Source organism: Acinetobacter sp. ANC_7512, assembly GCF_056779935.1.
In genome coordinates this window covers 1-18638 of record NZ_JBWYIX010000019.1, presented here as the reverse complement: position 1 = coordinate 18638, position 18638 = coordinate 1, and the positions used below count along the sequence as shown (strand labels likewise).

The 18638-nt window shown below is 39.1% G+C and carries 25 protein-coding genes; 15 read left to right on the top strand and 10 right to left on the bottom strand.

Going from position 1 to position 18638, the window contains the following annotated elements:
- From AC1M9H_RS14170 to orn, 4 genes are all read right to left on the bottom strand, one after another.
- Positions 1-133: hypothetical protein (locus tag AC1M9H_RS14170; protein WP_481613631.1), on the bottom strand; the 133-nt coding region annotated here is incomplete at its 3' end.
- Between the two features lie 161 nt (positions 134-294).
- Positions 295-1098, bottom strand: a complete 804-nt coding sequence (locus AC1M9H_RS14165; protein ID WP_092768909.1) for an enoyl-ACP reductase FabI — start codon at positions 1096-1098, stop codon at positions 295-297.
- Between the two features lie 160 nt (positions 1099-1258).
- Entirely contained in the window at positions 1259-1993 is a 735-nt protein-coding gene (locus AC1M9H_RS14160; RefSeq protein WP_481613630.1) for a Bax inhibitor-1/YccA family protein, read from the bottom strand.
- A gap of 181 nt (positions 1994-2174) precedes the next feature.
- Complete coding sequence (orn, locus tag AC1M9H_RS14155; RefSeq protein ID WP_035270788.1) at positions 2175-2729, bottom strand: oligoribonuclease; 555 nt, start codon at positions 2727-2729, stop codon at positions 2175-2177.
- 124 nt (positions 2730-2853) lie between these two features.
- Between orn and rsgA the strand changes: the two genes are divergently transcribed.
- The 4 genes from rsgA (at position 2854) to secB (ending at position 5170) form a co-directional block, all read left to right on the top strand.
- The gene (gene rsgA, locus AC1M9H_RS14150) at positions 2854-3912 is read left to right on the top strand and encodes a ribosome small subunit-dependent GTPase A (protein WP_481613629.1); all 1059 of its coding nucleotides are present in this window, start codon (positions 2854-2856) and stop codon (positions 3910-3912) included.
- Between the two features lie 92 nt (positions 3913-4004).
- Positions 4005-4418: a rhodanese-like domain-containing protein gene (locus AC1M9H_RS14145; RefSeq protein ID WP_035270792.1), complete on the top strand. Its 414-nt coding sequence runs from the start codon at positions 4005-4007 to the stop codon at positions 4416-4418.
- Between the two features lie 12 nt (positions 4419-4430).
- Complete coding sequence (gene grxC / locus AC1M9H_RS14140; RefSeq protein WP_035270794.1) at positions 4431-4688, top strand: glutaredoxin 3; 258 nt, start codon at positions 4431-4433, stop codon at positions 4686-4688.
- Positions 4689-4711: 23 nt separating this feature from the next.
- Complete coding sequence (secB, locus tag AC1M9H_RS14135) at positions 4712-5170, top strand: protein-export chaperone SecB (RefSeq protein ID WP_035270796.1); 459 nt, start codon at positions 4712-4714, stop codon at positions 5168-5170.
- Between the two features lie 63 nt (positions 5171-5233).
- On the opposite strand, the gene coaBC is transcribed toward secB, so the two are convergent.
- Positions 5234-6499, bottom strand: coding sequence for a bifunctional phosphopantothenoylcysteine decarboxylase/phosphopantothenate--cysteine ligase CoaBC (coaBC, locus tag AC1M9H_RS14130; protein ID WP_035269682.1), 1266 nt, complete (start codon positions 6497-6499; stop codon positions 5234-5236).
- Positions 6500-6614: 115 nt separating this feature from the next.
- Between coaBC and radC the strand changes: the two genes are divergently transcribed.
- Both radC and AC1M9H_RS14120 read left to right on the top strand, forming a co-directional pair.
- Positions 6615-7301, top strand: coding sequence for a RadC family protein (gene radC / locus AC1M9H_RS14125; protein WP_035269684.1), 687 nt, complete (start codon positions 6615-6617; stop codon positions 7299-7301).
- Positions 7302-7404: 103 nt separating this feature from the next.
- The gene (locus tag AC1M9H_RS14120; RefSeq protein ID WP_035269686.1) at positions 7405-8316 is read left to right on the top strand and encodes a bestrophin family protein; all 912 of its coding nucleotides are present in this window, start codon (positions 7405-7407) and stop codon (positions 8314-8316) included.
- Between the two features lie 64 nt (positions 8317-8380).
- Here the strand turns inward: AC1M9H_RS14120 and AC1M9H_RS14115 are convergent, their stop codons facing one another.
- Positions 8381-9235 carry a PHP domain-containing protein gene (locus AC1M9H_RS14115; RefSeq protein ID WP_481613628.1) on the bottom strand — a complete coding sequence of 285 codons (855 nt, stop codon included), beginning with the start codon at positions 9233-9235 and terminating at the stop codon, positions 8381-8383.
- 44 nt (positions 9236-9279) lie between these two features.
- Here AC1M9H_RS14115 and AC1M9H_RS14110 point away from each other — a divergent pair, with 44 nt between their 5' ends.
- From AC1M9H_RS14110 to mnmC, 4 genes are read left to right on the top strand one after another with little or no spacing between them, the layout of a single operon-like run.
- Positions 9280-9894 (top strand): inner membrane-spanning protein YciB, encoded by a 615-nt coding sequence (locus AC1M9H_RS14110; RefSeq protein WP_035269690.1) that lies wholly within the window; start codon positions 9280-9282, stop codon positions 9892-9894.
- A 31-nt stretch (positions 9895-9925) separates the two neighbouring features.
- The gene (locus AC1M9H_RS14105) at positions 9926-10228 is read left to right on the top strand and encodes a YciI family protein (protein ID WP_035269693.1); all 303 of its coding nucleotides are present in this window, start codon (positions 9926-9928) and stop codon (positions 10226-10228) included.
- A gap of 1 nt (position 10229) precedes the next feature.
- Positions 10230-10664: an SH3 domain-containing protein gene (locus AC1M9H_RS14100; RefSeq protein ID WP_092768912.1), complete on the top strand. Its 435-nt coding sequence runs from the start codon at positions 10230-10232 to the stop codon at positions 10662-10664.
- Positions 10665-10696: 32 nt separating this feature from the next.
- Positions 10697-12601 carry a bifunctional tRNA (5-methylaminomethyl-2-thiouridine)(34)-methyltransferase MnmC2/FAD-dependent 5-carboxymethylaminomethyl-2-thiouridine(34) oxidoreductase MnmC1 gene (gene mnmC, locus AC1M9H_RS14095; RefSeq protein WP_481613627.1) on the top strand — a complete coding sequence of 635 codons (1905 nt, stop codon included), beginning with the start codon at positions 10697-10699 and terminating at the stop codon, positions 12599-12601.
- Positions 12602-12649: 48 nt separating this feature from the next.
- Here mnmC and AC1M9H_RS14090 read toward each other — a convergent pair whose 3' ends face one another.
- Positions 12650-12961 carry a rhodanese-like domain-containing protein gene (locus tag AC1M9H_RS14090; protein ID WP_180000521.1) on the bottom strand — a complete coding sequence of 104 codons (312 nt, stop codon included), beginning with the start codon at positions 12959-12961 and terminating at the stop codon, positions 12650-12652.
- Positions 12962-13052: 91 nt separating this feature from the next.
- Here AC1M9H_RS14090 and AC1M9H_RS14085 point away from each other — a divergent pair, with 91 nt between their 5' ends.
- Together AC1M9H_RS14085 and AC1M9H_RS14080 are read left to right on the top strand one after the other, a co-directional pair.
- Positions 13053-13541 (top strand): YajQ family cyclic di-GMP-binding protein, encoded by a 489-nt coding sequence (locus tag AC1M9H_RS14085; protein ID WP_035269703.1) that lies wholly within the window; start codon positions 13053-13055, stop codon positions 13539-13541.
- A 28-nt stretch (positions 13542-13569) separates the two neighbouring features.
- On the top strand, positions 13570-14070 hold the full coding sequence (locus tag AC1M9H_RS14080; protein ID WP_035269707.1) for a DUF4442 domain-containing protein: 501 nt from the start codon (positions 13570-13572) through the stop codon (positions 14068-14070).
- A gap of 72 nt (positions 14071-14142) precedes the next feature.
- On the opposite strand, the gene AC1M9H_RS14075 is transcribed toward AC1M9H_RS14080, so the two are convergent.
- The 3 genes from AC1M9H_RS14075 to AC1M9H_RS14065 form a co-directional block, all read right to left on the bottom strand.
- Entirely contained in the window at positions 14143-14511 is a 369-nt protein-coding gene (locus AC1M9H_RS14075; protein WP_218945426.1) for an acyl-CoA thioesterase, read from the bottom strand.
- A gap of 80 nt (positions 14512-14591) precedes the next feature.
- Positions 14592-15017, bottom strand: a complete 426-nt coding sequence (gene trxC, locus AC1M9H_RS14070) for a thioredoxin TrxC (RefSeq protein WP_481613626.1) — start codon at positions 15015-15017, stop codon at positions 14592-14594.
- A complete protein-coding gene (locus AC1M9H_RS14065; RefSeq protein WP_481613625.1) occupies positions 15014-15913 on the bottom strand; it encodes an alpha/beta hydrolase in 900 nt (299 codons plus the stop codon). Before AC1M9H_RS14065 ends, trxC begins: the two co-directional genes overlap by 4 nt.
- 123 nt (positions 15914-16036) lie before the next feature.
- On the opposite strand from AC1M9H_RS14065, the gene AC1M9H_RS14060 reads away from it, so the two are divergent.
- From AC1M9H_RS14060 to AC1M9H_RS14050, 3 genes are all read left to right on the top strand, one after another.
- The gene (locus AC1M9H_RS14060; protein WP_035269714.1) at positions 16037-16372 is read left to right on the top strand and encodes a protein tyrosine phosphatase family protein; all 336 of its coding nucleotides are present in this window, start codon (positions 16037-16039) and stop codon (positions 16370-16372) included.
- On the top strand, positions 16365-16790 hold the full coding sequence (locus AC1M9H_RS14055; protein WP_180000531.1) for a protein tyrosine phosphatase family protein: 426 nt from the start codon (positions 16365-16367) through the stop codon (positions 16788-16790). The genes AC1M9H_RS14060 and AC1M9H_RS14055 overlap by 8 nt, the downstream gene beginning before the upstream one ends.
- A 317-nt stretch (positions 16791-17107) precedes the next feature.
- On the top strand, positions 17108-18481 hold the full coding sequence (locus AC1M9H_RS14050) for a dihydrolipoyl dehydrogenase (protein WP_481613624.1): 1374 nt from the start codon (positions 17108-17110) through the stop codon (positions 18479-18481).
- Positions 18482-18638 lie beyond the last annotated feature (157 nt).

The following is an 18638-nucleotide window of genomic DNA, read 5'->3' as shown; positions in this document are numbered from 1 at the left end:
GGGCATGGCTGCCATCGATGCGTTGTAGGAAGACTTGGCTATTCAGCTGTGAATGACTGAATTGGATGTGGAGGGCTCTGTTTTGGGCGGTTAGGCCGAGCTGTTCCAATGCCGAAAAGATGTTGGCAAGCATGGTTATTATCTGTCTTTTATAATTTAATAAGGCTAAAGAATTTCTTAATATTTAATCAAAAAAAATACGATTTACCTAGTCTTGGTTACATAAATGAACTTTAAAAAATGTAAAAAAATCGGCATTAAATTGCCGATTTTTATTTCTTATAAAGATGAGGTTTATTCTGTTAGCATTAAATCTGCACTCATACCAACCGTATTGTAACCAGCATCTACATATAAAATTTCGCCAGTAATACCATTCGCCCATGGTGAACACAAGAACAATGCCGCATTACCTACATCTTCAATCGTGACATTACGCTTTAAAGGTGCAACCTTTTCATTCAGATCAAGCATCTTACGGAAAGACTTGATACCTGAAGCCGCAAGCGTACGAATTGGACCAGCTGAAATCGCATTTACACGAATTCCTTCAGCACCCAAACTTGAAGCCAAGTAACGAACGCCAGCCTCTAAAGATGCTTTCGCCAATCCCATAACATTATAGTTTGGCATCACACGCTCTGAACCTTGGTAAGTGAGTGTGAGCAAACAGCCCTGACGAGCAGTTAAAAGTGGTTTTGCCGCACGAGCCATGGCAATAAAGCTATAGGCACTGATGTCATGCGCGATTTTAAAACCTTCACGATCAGTAACTTCAGTAAAATCACCATCTAAAGTATGTGCTGGTGCAAAACCAATTGAATGCACTACGCCATCCAAACCATCCCAATGTTTTGCTAATTCAGCAAATGCCTGTTCGATTTCAGCATCAACAGCAACATCACATGGAAAAACTAGTTTTGAACCAAACTGTTCAGCAAAGTCATCAACACGCTTCTTCATTTTTTCATTAGGATAGGTAAATGCCAATTCTGCACCTTCACGGTGTAAAGCTTCTGCAACACCGAATGCAATCGACAATTTACTCGCAACACCCGCGATTAAAAAACGTTTACCTGCTAATAGTCCTTGTGCCATGTGACTCTCACTCAAATTAATTTTCATGCATGATGCCAAGTCTAGAGCATTTACGAAATTGCATAATGCATCTTTTTTCAAAAAATTGTTAAACCGAATTAGACGCTAAAAAAAGATCAGACATCAGTCTGATCTTTTTACACGCCTTAGCTGAACTGCATTAGTCATTACTAGACAGTAGACCAATTAAACGCAAAAAAGAGAAATACATCCAAACTAAAGTGGCTAACAAGGCAATACCGCATAACCATTCCATCGCTTTAGGCGCGTATTGAGCTGCGGCATTTTCAATCAAGTCGAAATCTAAAATTAGATTTAATGATGCAATAATGGCCACAAAAGCTGCAAATCCTAAACCTAGCCAATTATTATCAAATATATATGGAATGCTCGAACCAAAAGCTAAACTCATAATAAATTGGAGAACAAATACAATCGCAATCGCAATGGTGGCTGACAACACAACCGCTTTAAATTTCTCAGTCGCACGAATAAGTTGAAACCGATAAAGCGCGAACATCACCAAAGTCGTGACAAATGTTGCGAGCAAGGCCTTTAAAGGAACTCCAGGGTATTTCAGTTGAAATATGACTGAAATACCCCCTAAAAAAGCACCTTGAAATAAAGCATATGGAATAGCTAAAGTTCGAGCAGTATTCGGCTTAAAAGTAGTAATGAGTGCCAGAATGAATCCACCAATCGCCCCCACCATCGCACTAGCATAGGCGAGTGATACATTTAAAGTCATAAAACTATAAATAAACAGCGCGATACCCACCGCTGCCGAAATCACAGTTAATACAACAGATTTCTGAATCGCACCTTGAATGGTCATGGGTTGTTGATAATTGGATACAGTCTCTACACGGGTTAAAATCGGATTACTACTTTGCATAACTTAGTCTCTGTTATCATTCTTAAATTTTCACTATTCTGAGATCTATCAGCATAAAAATCAGTTTATTTTTTGCTATCAACTTTTAAACATTTTAATTAATACTTTGTTCTTTCGATCATTTATAAAATCTATAAAAAAAGAGGCCTTAGCCCCTTTTCTAAAATTTCAACAGAACTTTTTAATTATTTGAGATGAAAAAATATTGACGGTAATACTTCAATTCAGCAATTGAGTCACGAATATCATCCATCGCAAGATGAGAAGCATTTTTCTTTAAACCACTCATAATTTCTGGGCGCCAGCGTTTTGCTAACTCTTTAACAGAAGACACATCCAAATTACGGTAATGGAAGAACTGCTCAAGCTCTGGCATTAAACGATGTAAGAAACGGCGATCTTGGCAAATTGAGTTTCCACACATTGGAGATGATTTTGGATTGACCCATTTTTTTAAGAATTCAAGTGTTTGTTGCTCAGCATCTTGCGCAGTTAACTTACTACGGCGTACGCGTTCAATAAGTCCAGATTGCCCGTGCTGACGTGTATTCCATTCATCCATCGCATTTAAAATAATATCTGACTGATGTACAGCTAACACTGGGCCTTCAGCAAGAATATTTAAATGATCATCCGTAATAATCGTTGCAATTTCAATAATCTGATCATTGTCTGTATCTAACCCTGTCATTTCAAGGTCGATCCAAATTAAGCGGGTATCTGGGGTGCTGCTCATAAAGTGCAATCTTATTGGGCTAAATTAAAGATGGATAGTAGCAAATTATTCCGATCTTGGCTGTAAATCCATGGCTCATCATGCTATTTTTGCCATCTAAATTTCAAGGTTTTTTAGGTTGTGAATGGCTTTAATTCGTAAGCGTCGTTTGACAGAGCAACAACAACGTCGTATTCAGAAACAACATCAAACACGTCAAGAAGAAATCGACACGTCTCACGACTTAGAAGGCTTAGTCGTCCAACACTATGGTCGACAACTCGAAGTACAAGCCCTCTCCTTGCCTGATCAACATCCAATAAAACCAGATACCAAAGAAGGTGAGCCAGAACCTTTTTGGAAACCTATTGAATTGAATAGCGTTTGGCGCTGTCATACCCGTACCAATTTAGAATTATTGGTTACAGGTGATCGCGTAAAATGGCAAGCAGATCCAAATACTGGCTTAGGTATTATCACAGCGATTCAACCGCGACAATCCTTGTTGACTCGCCCAGATCGTTATCACAAAGTAAAACCAGTAGCTGCAAATATCAGCCTGATCGTCATTGTGATTGCACCGTTACCAGAACCTGCACCAACCCTAATTGATCGTTATTTGGTTGCATGTGAAGATGCCAATATTCGAGCTTTATTAGTATTAAACAAATGTGATTTACTGAAAGAAAATGATCCAATTTTGCTGTTAGCAGAAGAATATCGTCAACTTGGTTATGACTTCATCCTGACCCAATCTAATGGTAATTTAGATGAGTTGATTAAACGTATTGACAATCAAACTGTTGCATTTGTAGGTCAATCAGGTGTTGGGAAAAGTACACTTATTAATGCCATCATTCCTGATGCTGATCAAAAAACCAATGTCATTTCAGAAAACTCCGCACTCGGTCAACATACTACGACCTCAACACGTTTAATTCGTTTTGGTGAAAATGGTGCTTTAATCGATTCCCCAGGTATTCGTGAATTTGGCTTATGGCATTTAGATCATGAGAAAATCGATGGTGGCTTTCCTGAAATTTCTGCACTCTTAGGACATTGTCAGTATCGCAATTGCACCCATACGCACGAAAAGCAATGTGCGCTTAAAGAAGGTGTCAAAAATGGTGATATTTTACAAAGACGTTTAGAAAGTTATCTACGTCTAATTGATGAGATTACTGAGGCGCAACAAAAAAATTAGTTTTCTTTAAGCACGCCCTTGAAGCGGTGATTTTGATCACCATATATATACGTTATACTCAACGCAGTTTTTAATTAGTCATTAGGTGATTTGTGGAACGTTGGTTCGAATTTATGGGGAATCACCCCTTTTTATTTGCAATTTTAGGGGCCCTTATTGTTTTGTTTTTCGTTTTTGAAGGACAACGTAGTGGTCGTAAAATTTCTCCACAATCGCTCGGAATTTTAGTGAAAGCTAAAAATGCGATGCTGATTGATTTGCGCGATGCTAAAGATTTCCGTGAAGGTCATATTAGCGGTAGTCGTAATATTCCATATAGTCAAATTGCTGCAAATGTTGAAGAATTAAAAGCTGCGGACCGTCCATTGGTATTCATTTGTAATTTAGGCCAAGTTGCAGGCTCTGCTCTACAACAAGTCGGTCATACAGATAGTTATCGTTTAGACGGTGGTATCAGTAACTGGAAAGCTCAAGGCTTACCTTTAGTAAAAAGCAAAAAAGCTTAAGGAGTTTGTAAAATGACAGCTCAAGTGACTGTATATTCAACAACGATGTGTCCTTATTGCGTACGTGCAAAGCAACTCCTTGAACGTAAAGGCATTGAGTACAAAGAAATTAATTTATCAAAAGAAGCACCTGAGGTTCGTGTTGAGTTAATGCAAAAAACCAACCACCGCACAGTGCCACAAATTTTCATTAAAGATCAATTCATCGGTGGTTTCGACCAACTTTATGCTTTAGAGCGTGAAGGTAAACTAGACGAATTATTGGCATAATCACTAAATCTAAGGAATTAAGAATGAGTGAAGAACAACAAGTTCAACCACAATTAGCATTAGAACGTATTTATACAAAAGACATTTCTTTTGAAGTTCCTGGTGCTGCGGTTTTTACAAAAGAATGGCAACCTGAGTTAAACATCAATCTTTCTTCATCAGCTGAAAAAGTAGATCCAACTCATTTTGAAGTTTCTTTAAAAGTGGTTGTACAAGCTGCGAATGCAGGTGAAACTGCATTTATCGTAGACGTAACACAATCAGGTATTTTCTTGATTGATGGCGTTGAAGATGAACGTCTTCCGTACATTCTTGGTGCTTATTGCCCTAATATTTTGTTCCCATTCCTTCGTGAAGCGGTGAATGATCTTGTAACTAAAGGTAGCTTCCCTCAATTACTTCTTACACCGATTAACTTTGATGCTGAGTTTGAGGCGAACATGCAACGCGCTCAAGCTGCAGCTGCTGAAGGTCAAGCTTAATGGTCTGATTAAGTTTACCCTTATAAAAAAGACCGCATTTGCGGTCTTTTTTATATCCTACATTTAAACAGGTCGTTTTTCTTGATGTAATGCATCATGGATAGCTTCAACCAATTGTTGTGCAATTTCTTGCTTTGAAGCTTTTTCAAGATCACGTTTTTCCATTTCATATTGTTCAGCAAAAAACACAGTCATCGCATTTTCATCTGAAGCAAAACCAATATCCGCTCTTGAAACATCATTGCATGCGATCATATCTAGTTTCTTAGCCACCAATTTACCTGCGGCATATTCTTCAACATTACGCGTTTCAGCTGCAAAACCGACCATAAATGGACGTTTGTCTTGCAAAGCTATCGTCGCCACGATATCAGGATTTTTAACAAGAGAGACAGCTAACTCATCACCAGCTTTTTTGATTTTATGTTCCGCAACTTCTGCAACACGATAATCCGCTACGGCAGCTGTCGCAATAAATACATCACATCCTGTTTCCAACTGATTCATGCTTAAATCAAGCATCTGTCTCGCTGAAGATACATTTAAACGCTTCACCCCATTCGGTGTATCTAAACTGACAGGACCCGCGATCAGTGTCACCTCAGCACCTGCTGAATAACATGCAGCAGCAATAGCAAACCCCATTTTTCCAGTGCTGTGGTTTGAAATATAACGCACTGGATCAATTGCCTCTCGAGTTGGACCTGCGGTAATCGTCACTTTTTTACCCGCCAGCAAGCCAAATTTTTCTGCAATTGCACGCTGCGCTTTATGGAAATATTCTCGTACCTGTTCAGCTAAATCTTCAGGCTCAGGCATACGTCCTAATCCAACATCGCCACACGCTTGAGAACCCGCCTCAGGCATAATGACATGCACACCATCATCGACCAAAGTACTCAAATTGCGCTGTGTTGCTTTAGCCGCCCACATTTGTTGATTCATGGCTGGTGCGATCCAAACAGGTGCTTTTGTTGCCAAATAAAGTGTACTGAGTAAATCATCCGCTAATCCACAAGCAAATTTAGCAATACTGTCACAACTGGCAGGAGCGACAAGCACCAAATCCGCCCATCGTGCTAATTCGATATGCCCCATTCCAGCTTCAGCTTCTGTATCTAGAAGTTCTGTATGTACTGGATTACCCGACAATGCTTGAAAGGTAAGCGGCGTAATAAAAGCTTGGGCACCTTGAGTCATTACAACTCGGACATTAAATCCGTAATCTTTAAGTCGGCGTACTAAGATGGCACTTTTATAAGCAGCAATACCACCAGTAACAGCAAGAATAATATTTTTATTGGAGAACACACTAAGATCAAAACTCAAGATCACGTCACCTTTTTATTGCAGTGGCGCTCACAATAGCATTAAATATTCTGCCACCCAAGATATACCTTGGTGAATATTCAAAAGTTAAAATAATTTAAAACAGTGAATAATAATGAATAATTCGATCAAACAATGGCCCGAACAAGAACGACCGCGAGAAAGATTACTCCGCCAAGGTGCTCATAGCCTCTCTGATGCAGAACTCCTCGCCATCTTTTTAAGATCAGGATCTCAACAACATTCTGCGGTCGAATTAGCAAGATTGATGTTGCAACATTTTGGAAGCTTAAATGCAGTGTTTGATGCATCGATAGATGAAATTCGCATGTTCCATGGCATGGGAGACACTAAATACTCTCAATTGATGGCTGTAAAAGAGCTTGGACGGCGTTACTTGCAACATCAATTGAACCAACAAATTGATTTAAGTCGCTCTGATTTAATTCAAGATTATCTTCGCTATGAACTTATTGGCGAATCTCAAGAGATTTTCGCGGTACTCTGTTTAGATGCAAGGCTCAGAAAAATTAATTTTAAAAAATTATTCTTTGGTTCTACTAACCACTGTGCAGTTTCAATTAATCAGTTTATTCGACATATCATCCACACTCAGGCGAGTGCTGTGATTATTGCACATAATCATCCTTTAGGAATTCCTCAGCCCTCAATTGACGATATCAATTTGACGAAATCTTTAAGTAGAGCTTGTAATTTAATTGAGGTTAAATTACTCGATCATGTCATCATTTCCACCGAAGGCAGCTACTCTTTTATGGAGCACCAACTGATCCGAGAATAAGTCTATAAATTACAGAATAAAATTGCTCGAAGTTTCCATTTTTTATCATTGACAATACTCGCTGAACTAGTGAAGATCATAGAAAAATGAAAGATTGATTTACATGATTGTTCGTGATCAAACCGATACGCTAAAACTATTATTTTCATGGCGTGGAACTATCTTACCGAAGGTATTACCTCCACTTGGAATCGTTATGCTGATTTCAGCAATCGTGGGGGGAATTGAATATATAAATCTCTATAGATTCCCTGAAATTCCTTTGGTTGGGTTTACACTGATCGGAGTAGTATTGTCGATTTTTTTAGGTTTCAAAAATTCGGCATGTTATGACCGTTGGTGGGAAGCGCGTAAATTATGGGGAAGCTTAATCGCCAATGCTCGACATTTCGATCGAGACTGCCGGATCTTGCCGCAAGGTCGTCGTGAACGTGTAATTCAGCATATGATTGTTTTTGCGAACGTACTGCGTGACCGTCTTCGTCATCAAACAGTCAGTCCCGATGCTTTGCATCAAACCAGTGGCATGAGCCCACAAGCTTTAACTCAACTTTACCAGCAAGCCAATGCACCACAATACACATTAAGTTTGATTCAATGGGAGTTGATGCAGTCACTGAAAGAAGGCGAAATTTCAGACATTATTTATACACAAATGAACCAACATGTAACTGAATTAAGTTTGGTTCAAACAGGCTGTGATCGTATTGCTACAACTCCTTTACCTTATGCTTATTCAGTACTCTTAAACCGTACCGTTTATTTTTTCTGTTTTATGCTTCCATTTAGTTTAGGCTCGGTGCTCGGTTTGGCGACACCACTTTTAGTCGGTATTTTAGCATATACGTTTTTGGGGCTTGATGCGCTCAGCTCTGAAATAGAAGAGCCTTTTGGTACACAAAGTAATGATCTTCCACTCGATGCCATGGTTCGTACAATCGAGATTGAACTACTCGGGACTTTAGGAAAACCAACTCCTCCACCGATCCAAGCACAAGATCACAACTTACTTTGATTCGTGACAACTGAATGTCTTATCGCCGCCTGAAATTCTCTTATCCGTTGTTATAAGAGAATTTCTATACAATAAAACTTTCCCAGATGCCAACCTGCTCCTCTTTCACTTGAGGGATATCCCCCAATTTTATCCATGGCATATTATCTCCATGAAAATCACTTCCAACTGATACTTTAAGCCCAAATTGGGCAATCATTCGGTCTACCATTTGTCGCGTCGAGGTAGGTTCAATCGCAGGTGGCAACTCAACTGCGTCGCCTCCATAACGTGCAAATATTTCAATTAAATAACGAATGTTGGTCGCAGATAAATCATAACGGGTAGGATGTGCCAAAACAGCAAACCCTTGAGCCTTATGAATTACACGTATCGTTTCCTCCAGACCAAGTCCTTCAAACTGAACATAAGCTTTTTTACCTTCTTTGATATATTTGTCAAAAGCTTGTTGCGGACGTGAAACATGACCCTTCTCGACCAGCGTCTTCGCAATATGGGTTCGTGTCACACGATCAGGTATACCCTCGACCTTCGCAACCACATCCGCGTAAATATCCTCTCCAATAAGAGGCTTCAACAATTCACAGATGAGTTGAGCACGTTCAGCTCGAATCATCTTTTGTTGTTCTAGTAGCTTATGCAAAGGATCAGGTGATTGCATATTCAATGCGACCACATGCACACCATAATTTTTTTTGGTCGAAGGTCTAGACCACTGACTTGAAATTTCCACACCTGAAATAATTTGAATTGGTTGATTTTTTGCAACTTTTTCAGCCAAAACCAAACCATCCATGCTATCGTGGTCAGTCAGTGCAAGGGTATGTATCCCTTTTTCGAGCGCAGCTTGAACCAGTAACTCTGGCGACAAAGTTCCATCAGAAATATTACTATGTGTGTGTAAATCTACGCCTTGCATCTTTTATACTAACCCATCCACCTGAACTGCATAGATACTTTAACATGAAAGCACTTTTAGACTTTGTGCCACTCATAATTTTCTTTTGGCTTTACAAAACTGTCGATCCCAAAGATAACAATCACCCTTTACTGCAATGGATCGGCTCTGCAGGTGGTGTCGATAATAACCATATTCTCGTTGCTACAACGGGCTTAATCATTTCTATGCTCGTGGTCTACGGCGCATTATTTGTCCGCCAAAAATTTCACCTTGATAAACAACAATGGATTGTTTTATTTATGACGGTGATTTTTGGTGGGATTACTCTCATGTTGAGTGATGATTTTTATATTCGTCTCAAAGCAGCGATCCTGAACTTTGTATTTGCTGGTGCTTTCTTAATTTCACCTTATTTTGGTAAAGACCGCAAACCTCTCATTCAACGCTTATTTGGTCCTATTTTAAATTTAACACCGCAGGGGTGGAAAAATTTAAACTATGCTTGGGCCGCGATGTTTGTTGGTATGGCATCATTGCATATTTTCTTTGCTTTCGTGTTCATGGATGGAAAATATTGGGGTGAATTTACTGCTTTTGGTGACATGATTGTGATGTTTTCATTTATCATTATTCAATTCATCATTTTACGAAAACACTTTAAATCTGCAGAAGAATAATCGTGTTGAAAGAGGATATAGAGATTTCGCCATGCCCTTATTTGTAGTGACGTGTACCGACCAAGAAGGTACTGTTGAAAAACGCTTAGCAACACGCCCACAACACCTTGCACGCCTTGAAAAACTGGCTGAGGAAGGTCGCGTAATCGTCGCTGGCGCGATGCCAAAAGATCGTAATAACCCACAAGCTGGATTTTATGGCAGCACCCTTATTTTAGATTTTGAAAGCCGTGAAGCGTTAGATGAATGGTTAGCAGATGAGCCTTTTTTAAAAGAAGGTATTTATGCCAGCATTGACGTAAAACCTTTTAATAAAGCATTACCACATGAATAAGATGATGAATTTGACACGCTCTGCTCTTTTCATCAGTTTTGCATTGGTATCTTCAGCTTGGGCTGAACCCGCAGCAACTACTGCTGCACCAGCGAATCCAGCTGCACAGTCTCAGCCAGCAACAGCTACGCCTGCAAAGCCACTTACAGCTGAACAAATTGCACGAAATAAAGCGCTTCAAGAAGCAAAAGTAAAAGCTTTAGTCAAAGACCAAGCAACACGTCTCCAACAGCTTGAAAAAGCAAACCTAGAAGCTTTAGCACAGAATCAAGAATTACAACTAAAAAATGATAATTTAGGTGTACAAATTCAGGTGCTTCAAAGTGAACGTAGTGCTCAAATGTTTTTGTACGGTGCAGCAACAATGGCTGTCGGTATTTTTGTCGGCTTTATTATTGCCAGTTACATCTATACAAAACGACGTCGTCAGTGGTAAACCACTGACACGCTTTTCAAAGGTTTCAAATTTTGACTCAGGCCATTCAAACTGCTGATCTCGATTGGCAACTCGTTGATGGAATCGATATTCCAGTTTCTAAAATTTTCGGTGATGTTTATTTTTCAAAAGCCAATGGACTTCTTGAAACGCGTCATGTCTTTATCAATGGTAATGATCTACATGAACGCCTATCGGACTTAAAACCATTTGAACATTTCACAGTCGGAGAAACTGGCTTCGGCACGGGTTTAAATATCCTCACCCTTTGGCAACTTTGGCAATCAATTCGTCCAAATAATCATAGTCAACTGCATGTCATTACGGTGGAAAAATTTCCATTGAGCAAGGCTGATCTGATCCGAGCTTTAAATGCTTGGCCTGAACTGAAACATTTATCAGATCAACTCATTGCCCAATATCCACTGCCGATTGCAGGATGCCACCGCCTTCATTTTCCAGATGAGCGTTTTAGTATTGATATTTGGTTAGGTGATGCACATGATGTTTTTCCAGTCATTGCCAAAACTAGCACTGTCAATGCATGGTTTTTAGATGGATTTGCTCCTGCCTGTAATCCAGATATGTGGGAAGAACAAGTTCTGAATCAAATTATTCGACTATCAGATATTGGAACTACTTTTGCCTCTTTCAGTGTTGCTGGCATCCTCAAAAGAGGATTAAAAAAACACGGCGTGAAAATTACACGCCCAAAAGGGTTCGGACACAAACGTGAAATGCTAAAGGGAGTTTTACTTCCTTTAGACGAAGAGGCTGAAAAAAGTGAACTCTCTCCCGAAGATTACCAATACAAACCACACTCAAGTTCTCAACGCCGTATAGGCATTGTAGGCGCTGGAATTGCGGGTTTAAGTTGTGCCTATGCCTTTGCATTAAGAGGTCACCGCGTCAGCCTATTTGACCGCCATGAGCCATTAAGTGGCGCGTCAGGAAATCCTCTGGCTTTATTGAATCCCAAGCTCTGTCCAATTGAACAAAGTGCCGATCATTTAATGACATTAGCATGGCAACATGCAATGAACCATTATTCAAAATTTGAAGCCTTTGACGCCGCGCAAGTCCATCAAATCCCTCTTAAACACGCTGATGAACTTCTCGATCTTGCAAATCAATATCCAGAAAACATACTCGAAGCAAATTGTGCTGCTGAAAACAGCCTGTTCAACCAAGCATTCCTCACCTTGAAACAGGCTGGAACAATCAGACCACATGATTTGGCTAAAGAAATATTATCGAATGAACTGATCGAATTTCAGCAAGCGACAATCAAATCGTGGGATCTACTTGCCAATCATCAAGTCGGTATAACAGATCATGTTGGACAACAATATCAATTTGACCATGTGATTATTTGTTGTGCCCGTGAAAGTATGAATCTTTTTGATGATTTCCCGATTTTAAAACCAATACGTGGTCAAGTTAGCTGGTTTAACCATGTTTCATCCACACAGTTCAAGAAACATGAAGCATATAGCTATGGTGGCTACTGTATGCCTTTAAATGATCATCAAATCATTTTAGGTGCTTCTTTTTACCCTAATCGAGATGATCAAGATGTTCTTGATGAAGATCATGAACATAACTACAGGTTACTTGCAGATTTCGCACCAGATATTGCTGCACAATTTCCTGACCATCATTCTTGGCATGGTAGAGCTTCTGTTCGTGCACAAAGTCAGGATTATTTTCCGCTTTTAGGTCAGGTTGAATCTGATACTGAAATTTATACACTCTCAGGTTTGGGCTCTAAAGGCTTTTTATTTGCTCCTTTGTGTGCTGAAATTCTAGTGGCTCAAATCTTAAAAACAGCATGCCCTGTATCTGAAACTTTACTCAATAAACTCGATGTTCATCGATTTAGAAAGAAAGTAAGAATAAAGAAGCCATATTTTCAGGCTAAAACTCAATCACCATGATTTATTGAAACTAAAAAAGCGCCATAAGGCGCTTTTTTTCAACCATGATTAACCTTGCTCTAAAGGTAATCCTGCCTCACGAGCAGCACGAGTACCACCCATTAAGACCACATATTCACGTGAACTATCAAAGCCTTCTAATAGTTCTGCAGCACGTGGTGCTTTACTTCCGCCGCCACATAAAATGTAAATCGGTTGATCCGCTGCAACTTGAGTCAGACTATCTGCTGAAAGTGTGGAAATCGGTTGGTTCACCGCTCCTTTCACATGTGCTTCAGCATAAGCACTTGTATCACGTACATCCCAGATAATCGCGTCAGCTGGGAACTCAAATGTTGTAATTTCTTGTTTACGGATCATTGCGCACTCCTTTGATGTAAACAACACTTGGCAAATGAAGAAAACATCCCTAGCATCTCAGATATTCTTTCTATTTGTAAAGGTCTAAACTATGCCATCTTTCGATATTGTTTCAGAATTAGAGATTTTTGAAGTAAATCATGCAGTTCAAAACACACAAAAGGAAATCGGAACGCGTTTCGACTTCCGTGGTCAAGACGTTTCAATCGAATTAAACGAAAAAAATAAAGAAATTAAGATCTCGACTGAAAGTGACTTCCAATGTGAGCAAGTTTACAACATGCTGGAAAATCACTTTTATAAACGCAAGGTCGACGTTCAGGCACTAGATCCGCAAAAAATGACAGCATCTGGCAAAAATGTCATTCAAGTGATTAAACTTAAAGACGGTCTTGACTCTGATACAGCAAAAAAAATTAATAAAGCCATTAAAGAAAGTGGTATCAAAGTGCAATCTTCTATTCAGGGCGATAAAATCCGAGTCACTGACAAGAAGCGCGATACTTTACAACAAGTTATGGCGTTCTTAAAAGAACAACAATTCGGTATCCCACTTCAATTTAACAACTTCAAAGACTAATCTCTTTGCTCCATCATAGGAACTGATCATGGCAAAAGGCAATCGTTTATCTAAGTTAGTAAAAGCGACATCTAAGTTTCCACAAGGTATCCGTAGTACTTTATGGAGCAAAGCTTTTGGCCGTGTCGTTCCAATGGTGGGAACTGCCAAATTACGATATCTTGAAGTTAGTCATGCTAAAGTTGTCGTTAAAATCGAAAACCACAAAGCAATGCAAAATCATATTGGTCAAGTGCATGCATGCGCAATGGCGCTGATCGCTGAAACAGCTACAGGCTTTGTTACCGGCATGAATGTACCCGATACCTCAATCGTATTAATAAAAAGCTTAAAAGTAGATTTCAAACGCCCATCTAAAGGTGCGATGACCGCAGTCGCGACATTGACTGATGATCAACAAAAACAGATGCAAGAGTCTGAAAAAGGTGAAACCCTTGTCAAGGTGATCGTGACAGATGAATCTGGCGAAGAGCCAATTCAATGTGAAATGCTCTGGGCTTGGATTGCAAAATCTCAACTTAAGCAATAAAGCTCATGATCATATTGATCCTAAAAAAGTTTCCCTAATAAAAAATCCCAACGATGTTGGGATTTTTTGTGATTAGATGCTTAGAGATTCTTGAAACTTTTGTTTAACATCATCTGGAATCTGGCGTTTTGCCCCTTTCACATCCACCGCAACAAAAGTGAAAACACCTTCTGTCACTCTTTTCGCTGGACGTGAAGAGTCGTGACTATCCCATACTTCAATTTGCATTTGAATTGAGGTATTTCCGAGCTTTAAAATTTTAGTATAACAACTAATGACATCACCCACCTTAACAGGCACAAGGAATGTCATTTGATTAATTGCAATGGTTGCACAGCGACCTTTTGTATAACGCTCTGCATGAATAGCTCCAGCCAAATCCATTTGTGAAACAATCCAACCACCAAAAACATCCCCACTCCAGTTGGTATCTGCAGGCATAGCAATGGTTTGAAGGGATAATGTACCTTCTGGCTTAAGTTGAGAATCTGACACAGTCACTCCAAATATTGGCCTATTGGTTAAGCATTTAATTGCTGATTTAACCAATCTTGTAATTGATTTGCACGTAATGCACCACTTATTCTAGCAATTTCATTCGTTTTATTCATCAATACCAACGTTGGAATACTACGAACATTAAAGGCAGCACTTAAGCGCGGATTCGCTTCAGTATCTATCTTCGCAAAAACCACATGCGGATTTGATTTGGCTACTTCAGCAAAATGCGGTGCCATCATTTTACAAGGCCCGCACCATTCTGCCCAAAGATCAATCAATACTGGTAAATCACTGTTGGTAATAAAGTTACTAAAGTTTTGCTCATTCAGCTCAATAGGGGCAAGCGGAATCAAATGCTCATGACATTGACCACAATTCGGCTGAGATTGGATTTTATCTTCAGGTACACGATTTTTTGCGCCACAAGATGGACAAACAACAATCATGAGTTTACTCCTCTATTTTGATCTAAGAATTCTAATTGAAGCTTGATTGCGCTTTCCATCCAATTTACTTGATAAATATCAAAATGTGTCATATTCCACTCATGGTATTCCACATAAGGTGCCATATTGGTTACCGTTTCACGACTAATTTCTATGGGAATAACTGCATCTTTCTTGGCAGCAATAAATAACACAGGAATTTTAATACTTCTTGCCGTAGTAATCGGTCGAAATCGTATGACGTCCAACATAGCTCTTGCAGGCACCTCACCGCTCCAATAATAGTTTGAATCAACGATCGACATATACCCTTGATAACTATCCTGACTCGGGTAAAAACTTAATGCATAAGGATGAACGACAGGCATTTTTTTTCCAACACGTCCAACTTTGGCTGCCATTAAATCCTGACTCGATAACTTTAAAGCCTGCGCCATATGTTGAATTGGATAAATTTTACTGCTGGCATTTCCGTCCACAAAGGGTACTTGCGCTATTGCAGCCCGAATCCCATTTAACTCAGATGCAAGTTTTAGAACATATCCGCCACTCAGACCCGTTCCCCATAAGAAAAGCTGGTGCCCATCAACCAAAGGGAATAATTTGATATGCGCAATCACAGCATACCAATCTTCTAGCTGCTGACGGACAGAGACCATTTCTCGTGGTTTACCCGTACTTCCTCCCCAACAACGATAGTCAAAGAGTACAACCGCGAAACCTGATTGAGCAAAACGTTGCGCATATTGGATTAATTTGAATTGACGTAATCCTGCAAAACCATGCGCCATAATAAGCACAGGAGGTCTTTTAACTTTGACAGGCAAATAAAGGTCAGCAGCGATCAACTCATTTGCTTTTTGTACGTACAGCGGCTCTACGGTGTAATCGTACATAGGTGCTCCATGCATGTATTCATACGATTTTTATTTTAAATTTTTTGTGTCGATCAAAGCTCATATCTGAGCGAGATGCTATGATAGTAGCATAGTCTTTTAATTTATTTTGGGAGTGACGCAATGAGTGAAAATGTAGGTTTTGCTGGTCAAATTGGGCCAGAACATTTAGTTCAAGTTGTTGAAAAAGGATTTAAATCTGTGATTAATAATCGCCCCGATATGGAAGGCGGACCAGAACAGCCAACAAGTGCCCAAATTGAAGAAGCTGCACGCGCTCAAGGCTTAGATTATGTATATCAACCTGTAGTTGCAGGTCAAATTACTGAGCTTGATGTTCGTACTTTTGCAAATCATTTCAATGAGCTACCAAAACCAGTATTAATGTTCTGCCGTACGGGAAATCGCTCTAACAATCTTTACCAATTAGCAAAACAAATGGATTTGCTTGATGACTAAGATGTGGTTTAGATTCATCCTTTCCACCTTCATTTTTAGTATCGTAACGCTAAGTCATTCAGCATCAGAACCGCTCAGTAAAGCACTTAATCCATCTGTGAGTGTATCGGGTCATATGACGGCTACAAAATTCAATGCCTTAATGCAGCAGGGATTTAAGTCTGTGATCGTTAACCGTCCTGATCAAGAATCAGGTAACGAAACAACTGCAAGTGAATTAAGAGCTTTAGCCGAAAAGTCTAAAATCAGTTTGATTTACCAACCTGTTATTTCAGGTCAAATAACAGATGCAGATGTTCATGAGTTTGCGAAGTATTACAATAGTCTACCTAAACCTATACTTTTAGTATGTAAGTCAGGTAGTCGTTCTACGTTACTATTTAATAAAGCAAATTCATTAGGACTTATTCATGAATAAAATTTGTATTGCATTATGTTGTTCGTTTCTTTTACTCGGTTGCACATCGATGAATGTAAAACCAACTGTTGGTGTGCATGCAGGTACATCATTATAAGATAAATGTATTTTATTCATTTTAAAGGCGCACAAGCGCCTTTTTCTTTCATCTTATTTCAATAACAACCATGAAAATACTTAGTTTTAAATGATACAAATTTTCAATAATGTGGATATCACCAAAAGTTAAAGGTTTAAGTGTAATAAATTGAAAAAAAAACTTCTTCATCGAAGGTTTTTTTATATAGTGAATTCAAATCATTCTTAGTCAATACAATATGTACGATATCATTATTATTGGAGCTGGTACTGCTGGTATTTCAGCTTATAAAGAAGCCATTAAAACTACACAAAATATACTTATTGTGAACGACGGTCCGTGGGATACCACTTGTGCTCGAGTAGGTTGTATGCCGAGTAAAGTTCTAATTTCATCAGCTAATCTTGCCTATAATGCGAGAACTTCAGAACAACTTGGGCTAAAAATTTCTTCTCAAATTGACACTAAAGATGTTGTGCAACATGTACAACAATTACGTGATCGATTTACAAATGCAACACTGAAGGACGTTAATTCATGGCCTACAGCGCACAAAATTTCAGGTCGCGCAACATTTGTAAATGCAAACACAATCAATGTTAATAATAAGAAATACCAAGCTAAATCGTTCATTATCGCTGTTGGTTCAAGACCAACAGTAAATCAAGATTGGCAACAAAAACTTGGTCATTTATATTTAACTTCTGATCAAGTCTTTGAAATACCTACTTTACCAAAAAGTTTAGCTGTAATTGGAAGCGGTGTCATTGCAATCGAACTTGCACAAGCCATGCAGCGTCTAGGTGTGGAAACTACAGTTTTTGCTCGCAGTAAAAAAATTGGTTCATTGACTAGCCCAGACTTACAAACGCTTGCTCAAGAAATATTCTCAAAAGAATTAAATATCAAATATGAGATTTTACCCGAGCAGGTTGAGAAATTAGGCGAAGATAAGGTTCAAATTAACTTTATCGAAAATGGTAGCAATCAATCTATAGAAGTTGATTACCTATTATCTGCGACTGGTCGTACTACGAATTTAGATACGTTAAATATTCAGCATATAAATGATGAATTCATTGATCTAAAGAAATTACCTGTTGATCCAACCACTAAACAGCTTGGTGACTACCCCATTTACATTGTAGGTGATGCATTTACTGCAACGCCTATCCAGCATGAAGCGTCTTATGAAGGTAAATTGGCGGTTCATAATTGCCTCAATCAACATCAATCGAGTCAGAAAAAAAGTCTTACGCCATTAGGTATTATGTTTAGTTCGCCAGAAATGGCAGGGATCGGCTCCAATTATCAAACACTGCGTAAAGCCAATCATGAGTTCGTTACAGGTATCGTATCCTACGAAAAGCAAGGACGAGCGATTGTCAATGGACAAAATATTGGGGCTGTAGAGCTTTACGTCGATCGACACTCACGTAAACTTCTCGGAGCAGAATTTCTTTGTTATTCAGCAGAACATTTAGCACATTTGCTCGCTTGGGCTATCTCCAGTGATCTTACTGTTGATGAAATTCTAGATCACCCTTTCTACCATCCAACGCTAGAGGAAGGCCTAAGAACTGCGTTAAAACACGCTCGACGACAACTTTAATCTATTATTTGATACAAGGCCCTCTCATGAGGGCTTTTATTTTTATATCTTTATTTCAATTTTTTGATATAAAAAAACACCCCCTTCTATTGAAGGGGGTGTTTAGAATAATGAGCTGGCGATGACTTACTCTCACATGGGTAACCCCACACTACCA

What these genes read in the sequence shown, in the direction of transcription:
- AC1M9H_RS14055 (WP_180000531.1), top strand. Translation starts at nt 16,365, where the DNA reads ATGACTAAGATGTGGTTTAGATTCATCCTTTCCACCTTCATTTTTAGT.
- AC1M9H_RS14065 (WP_481613625.1), bottom strand. Translation starts at nt 15,913, where the DNA reads ATGTACGATTACACCGTAGAGCCGCTGTACGTACAAAAAGCAAATGAG.
- AC1M9H_RS14085 (WP_035269703.1), top strand. Translation starts at nt 13,053, where the DNA reads ATGCCATCTTTCGATATTGTTTCAGAATTAGAGATTTTTGAAGTAAAT.
- AC1M9H_RS14060 (WP_035269714.1), top strand. Translation starts at nt 16,037, where the DNA reads ATGAGTGAAAATGTAGGTTTTGCTGGTCAAATTGGGCCAGAACATTTA.
- AC1M9H_RS14160 (WP_481613630.1), bottom strand. Translation starts at nt 1,993, where the DNA reads ATGCAAAGTAGTAATCCGATTTTAACCCGTGTAGAGACTGTATCCAAT.
- AC1M9H_RS14105 (WP_035269693.1), top strand. Translation starts at nt 9,926, where the DNA reads ATGCCCTTATTTGTAGTGACGTGTACCGACCAAGAAGGTACTGTTGAA.
- orn (WP_035270788.1), bottom strand. Translation starts at nt 2,729, where the DNA reads ATGAGCAGCACCCCAGATACCCGCTTAATTTGGATCGACCTTGAAATG.
- AC1M9H_RS14165 (WP_092768909.1), bottom strand. Translation starts at nt 1,098, where the DNA reads ATGGCACAAGGACTATTAGCAGGTAAACGTTTTTTAATCGCGGGTGTT.
- AC1M9H_RS14050 (WP_481613624.1), top strand. Translation starts at nt 17,108, where the DNA reads ATGTACGATATCATTATTATTGGAGCTGGTACTGCTGGTATTTCAGCT.
- AC1M9H_RS14100 (WP_092768912.1), top strand. Translation starts at nt 10,230, where the DNA reads ATGATGAATTTGACACGCTCTGCTCTTTTCATCAGTTTTGCATTGGTA.
- rsgA (WP_481613629.1), top strand. Translation starts at nt 2,854, where the DNA reads ATGGCTTTAATTCGTAAGCGTCGTTTGACAGAGCAACAACAACGTCGT.
- AC1M9H_RS14110 (WP_035269690.1), top strand. Translation starts at nt 9,280, where the DNA reads ATGAAAGCACTTTTAGACTTTGTGCCACTCATAATTTTCTTTTGGCTT.
- AC1M9H_RS14090 (WP_180000521.1), bottom strand. Translation starts at nt 12,961, where the DNA reads ATGATCCGTAAACAAGAAATTACAACATTTGAGTTCCCAGCTGACGCG.
- AC1M9H_RS14080 (WP_035269707.1), top strand. Translation starts at nt 13,570, where the DNA reads ATGGCAAAAGGCAATCGTTTATCTAAGTTAGTAAAAGCGACATCTAAG.
- AC1M9H_RS14075 (WP_218945426.1), bottom strand. Translation starts at nt 14,511, where the DNA reads ATGCCTGCAGATACCAACTGGAGTGGGGATGTTTTTGGTGGTTGGATT.
- grxC (WP_035270794.1), top strand. Translation starts at nt 4,431, where the DNA reads ATGACAGCTCAAGTGACTGTATATTCAACAACGATGTGTCCTTATTGC.
- secB (WP_035270796.1), top strand. Translation starts at nt 4,712, where the DNA reads ATGAGTGAAGAACAACAAGTTCAACCACAATTAGCATTAGAACGTATT.
- radC (WP_035269684.1), top strand. Translation starts at nt 6,615, where the DNA reads ATGAATAATTCGATCAAACAATGGCCCGAACAAGAACGACCGCGAGAA.
- AC1M9H_RS14120 (WP_035269686.1), top strand. Translation starts at nt 7,405, where the DNA reads ATGATTGTTCGTGATCAAACCGATACGCTAAAACTATTATTTTCATGG.
- trxC (WP_481613626.1), bottom strand. Translation starts at nt 15,017, where the DNA reads ATGATTGTTGTTTGTCCATCTTGTGGCGCAAAAAATCGTGTACCTGAA.
- AC1M9H_RS14115 (WP_481613628.1), bottom strand. Translation starts at nt 9,235, where the DNA reads ATGCAAGGCGTAGATTTACACACACATAGTAATATTTCTGATGGAACT.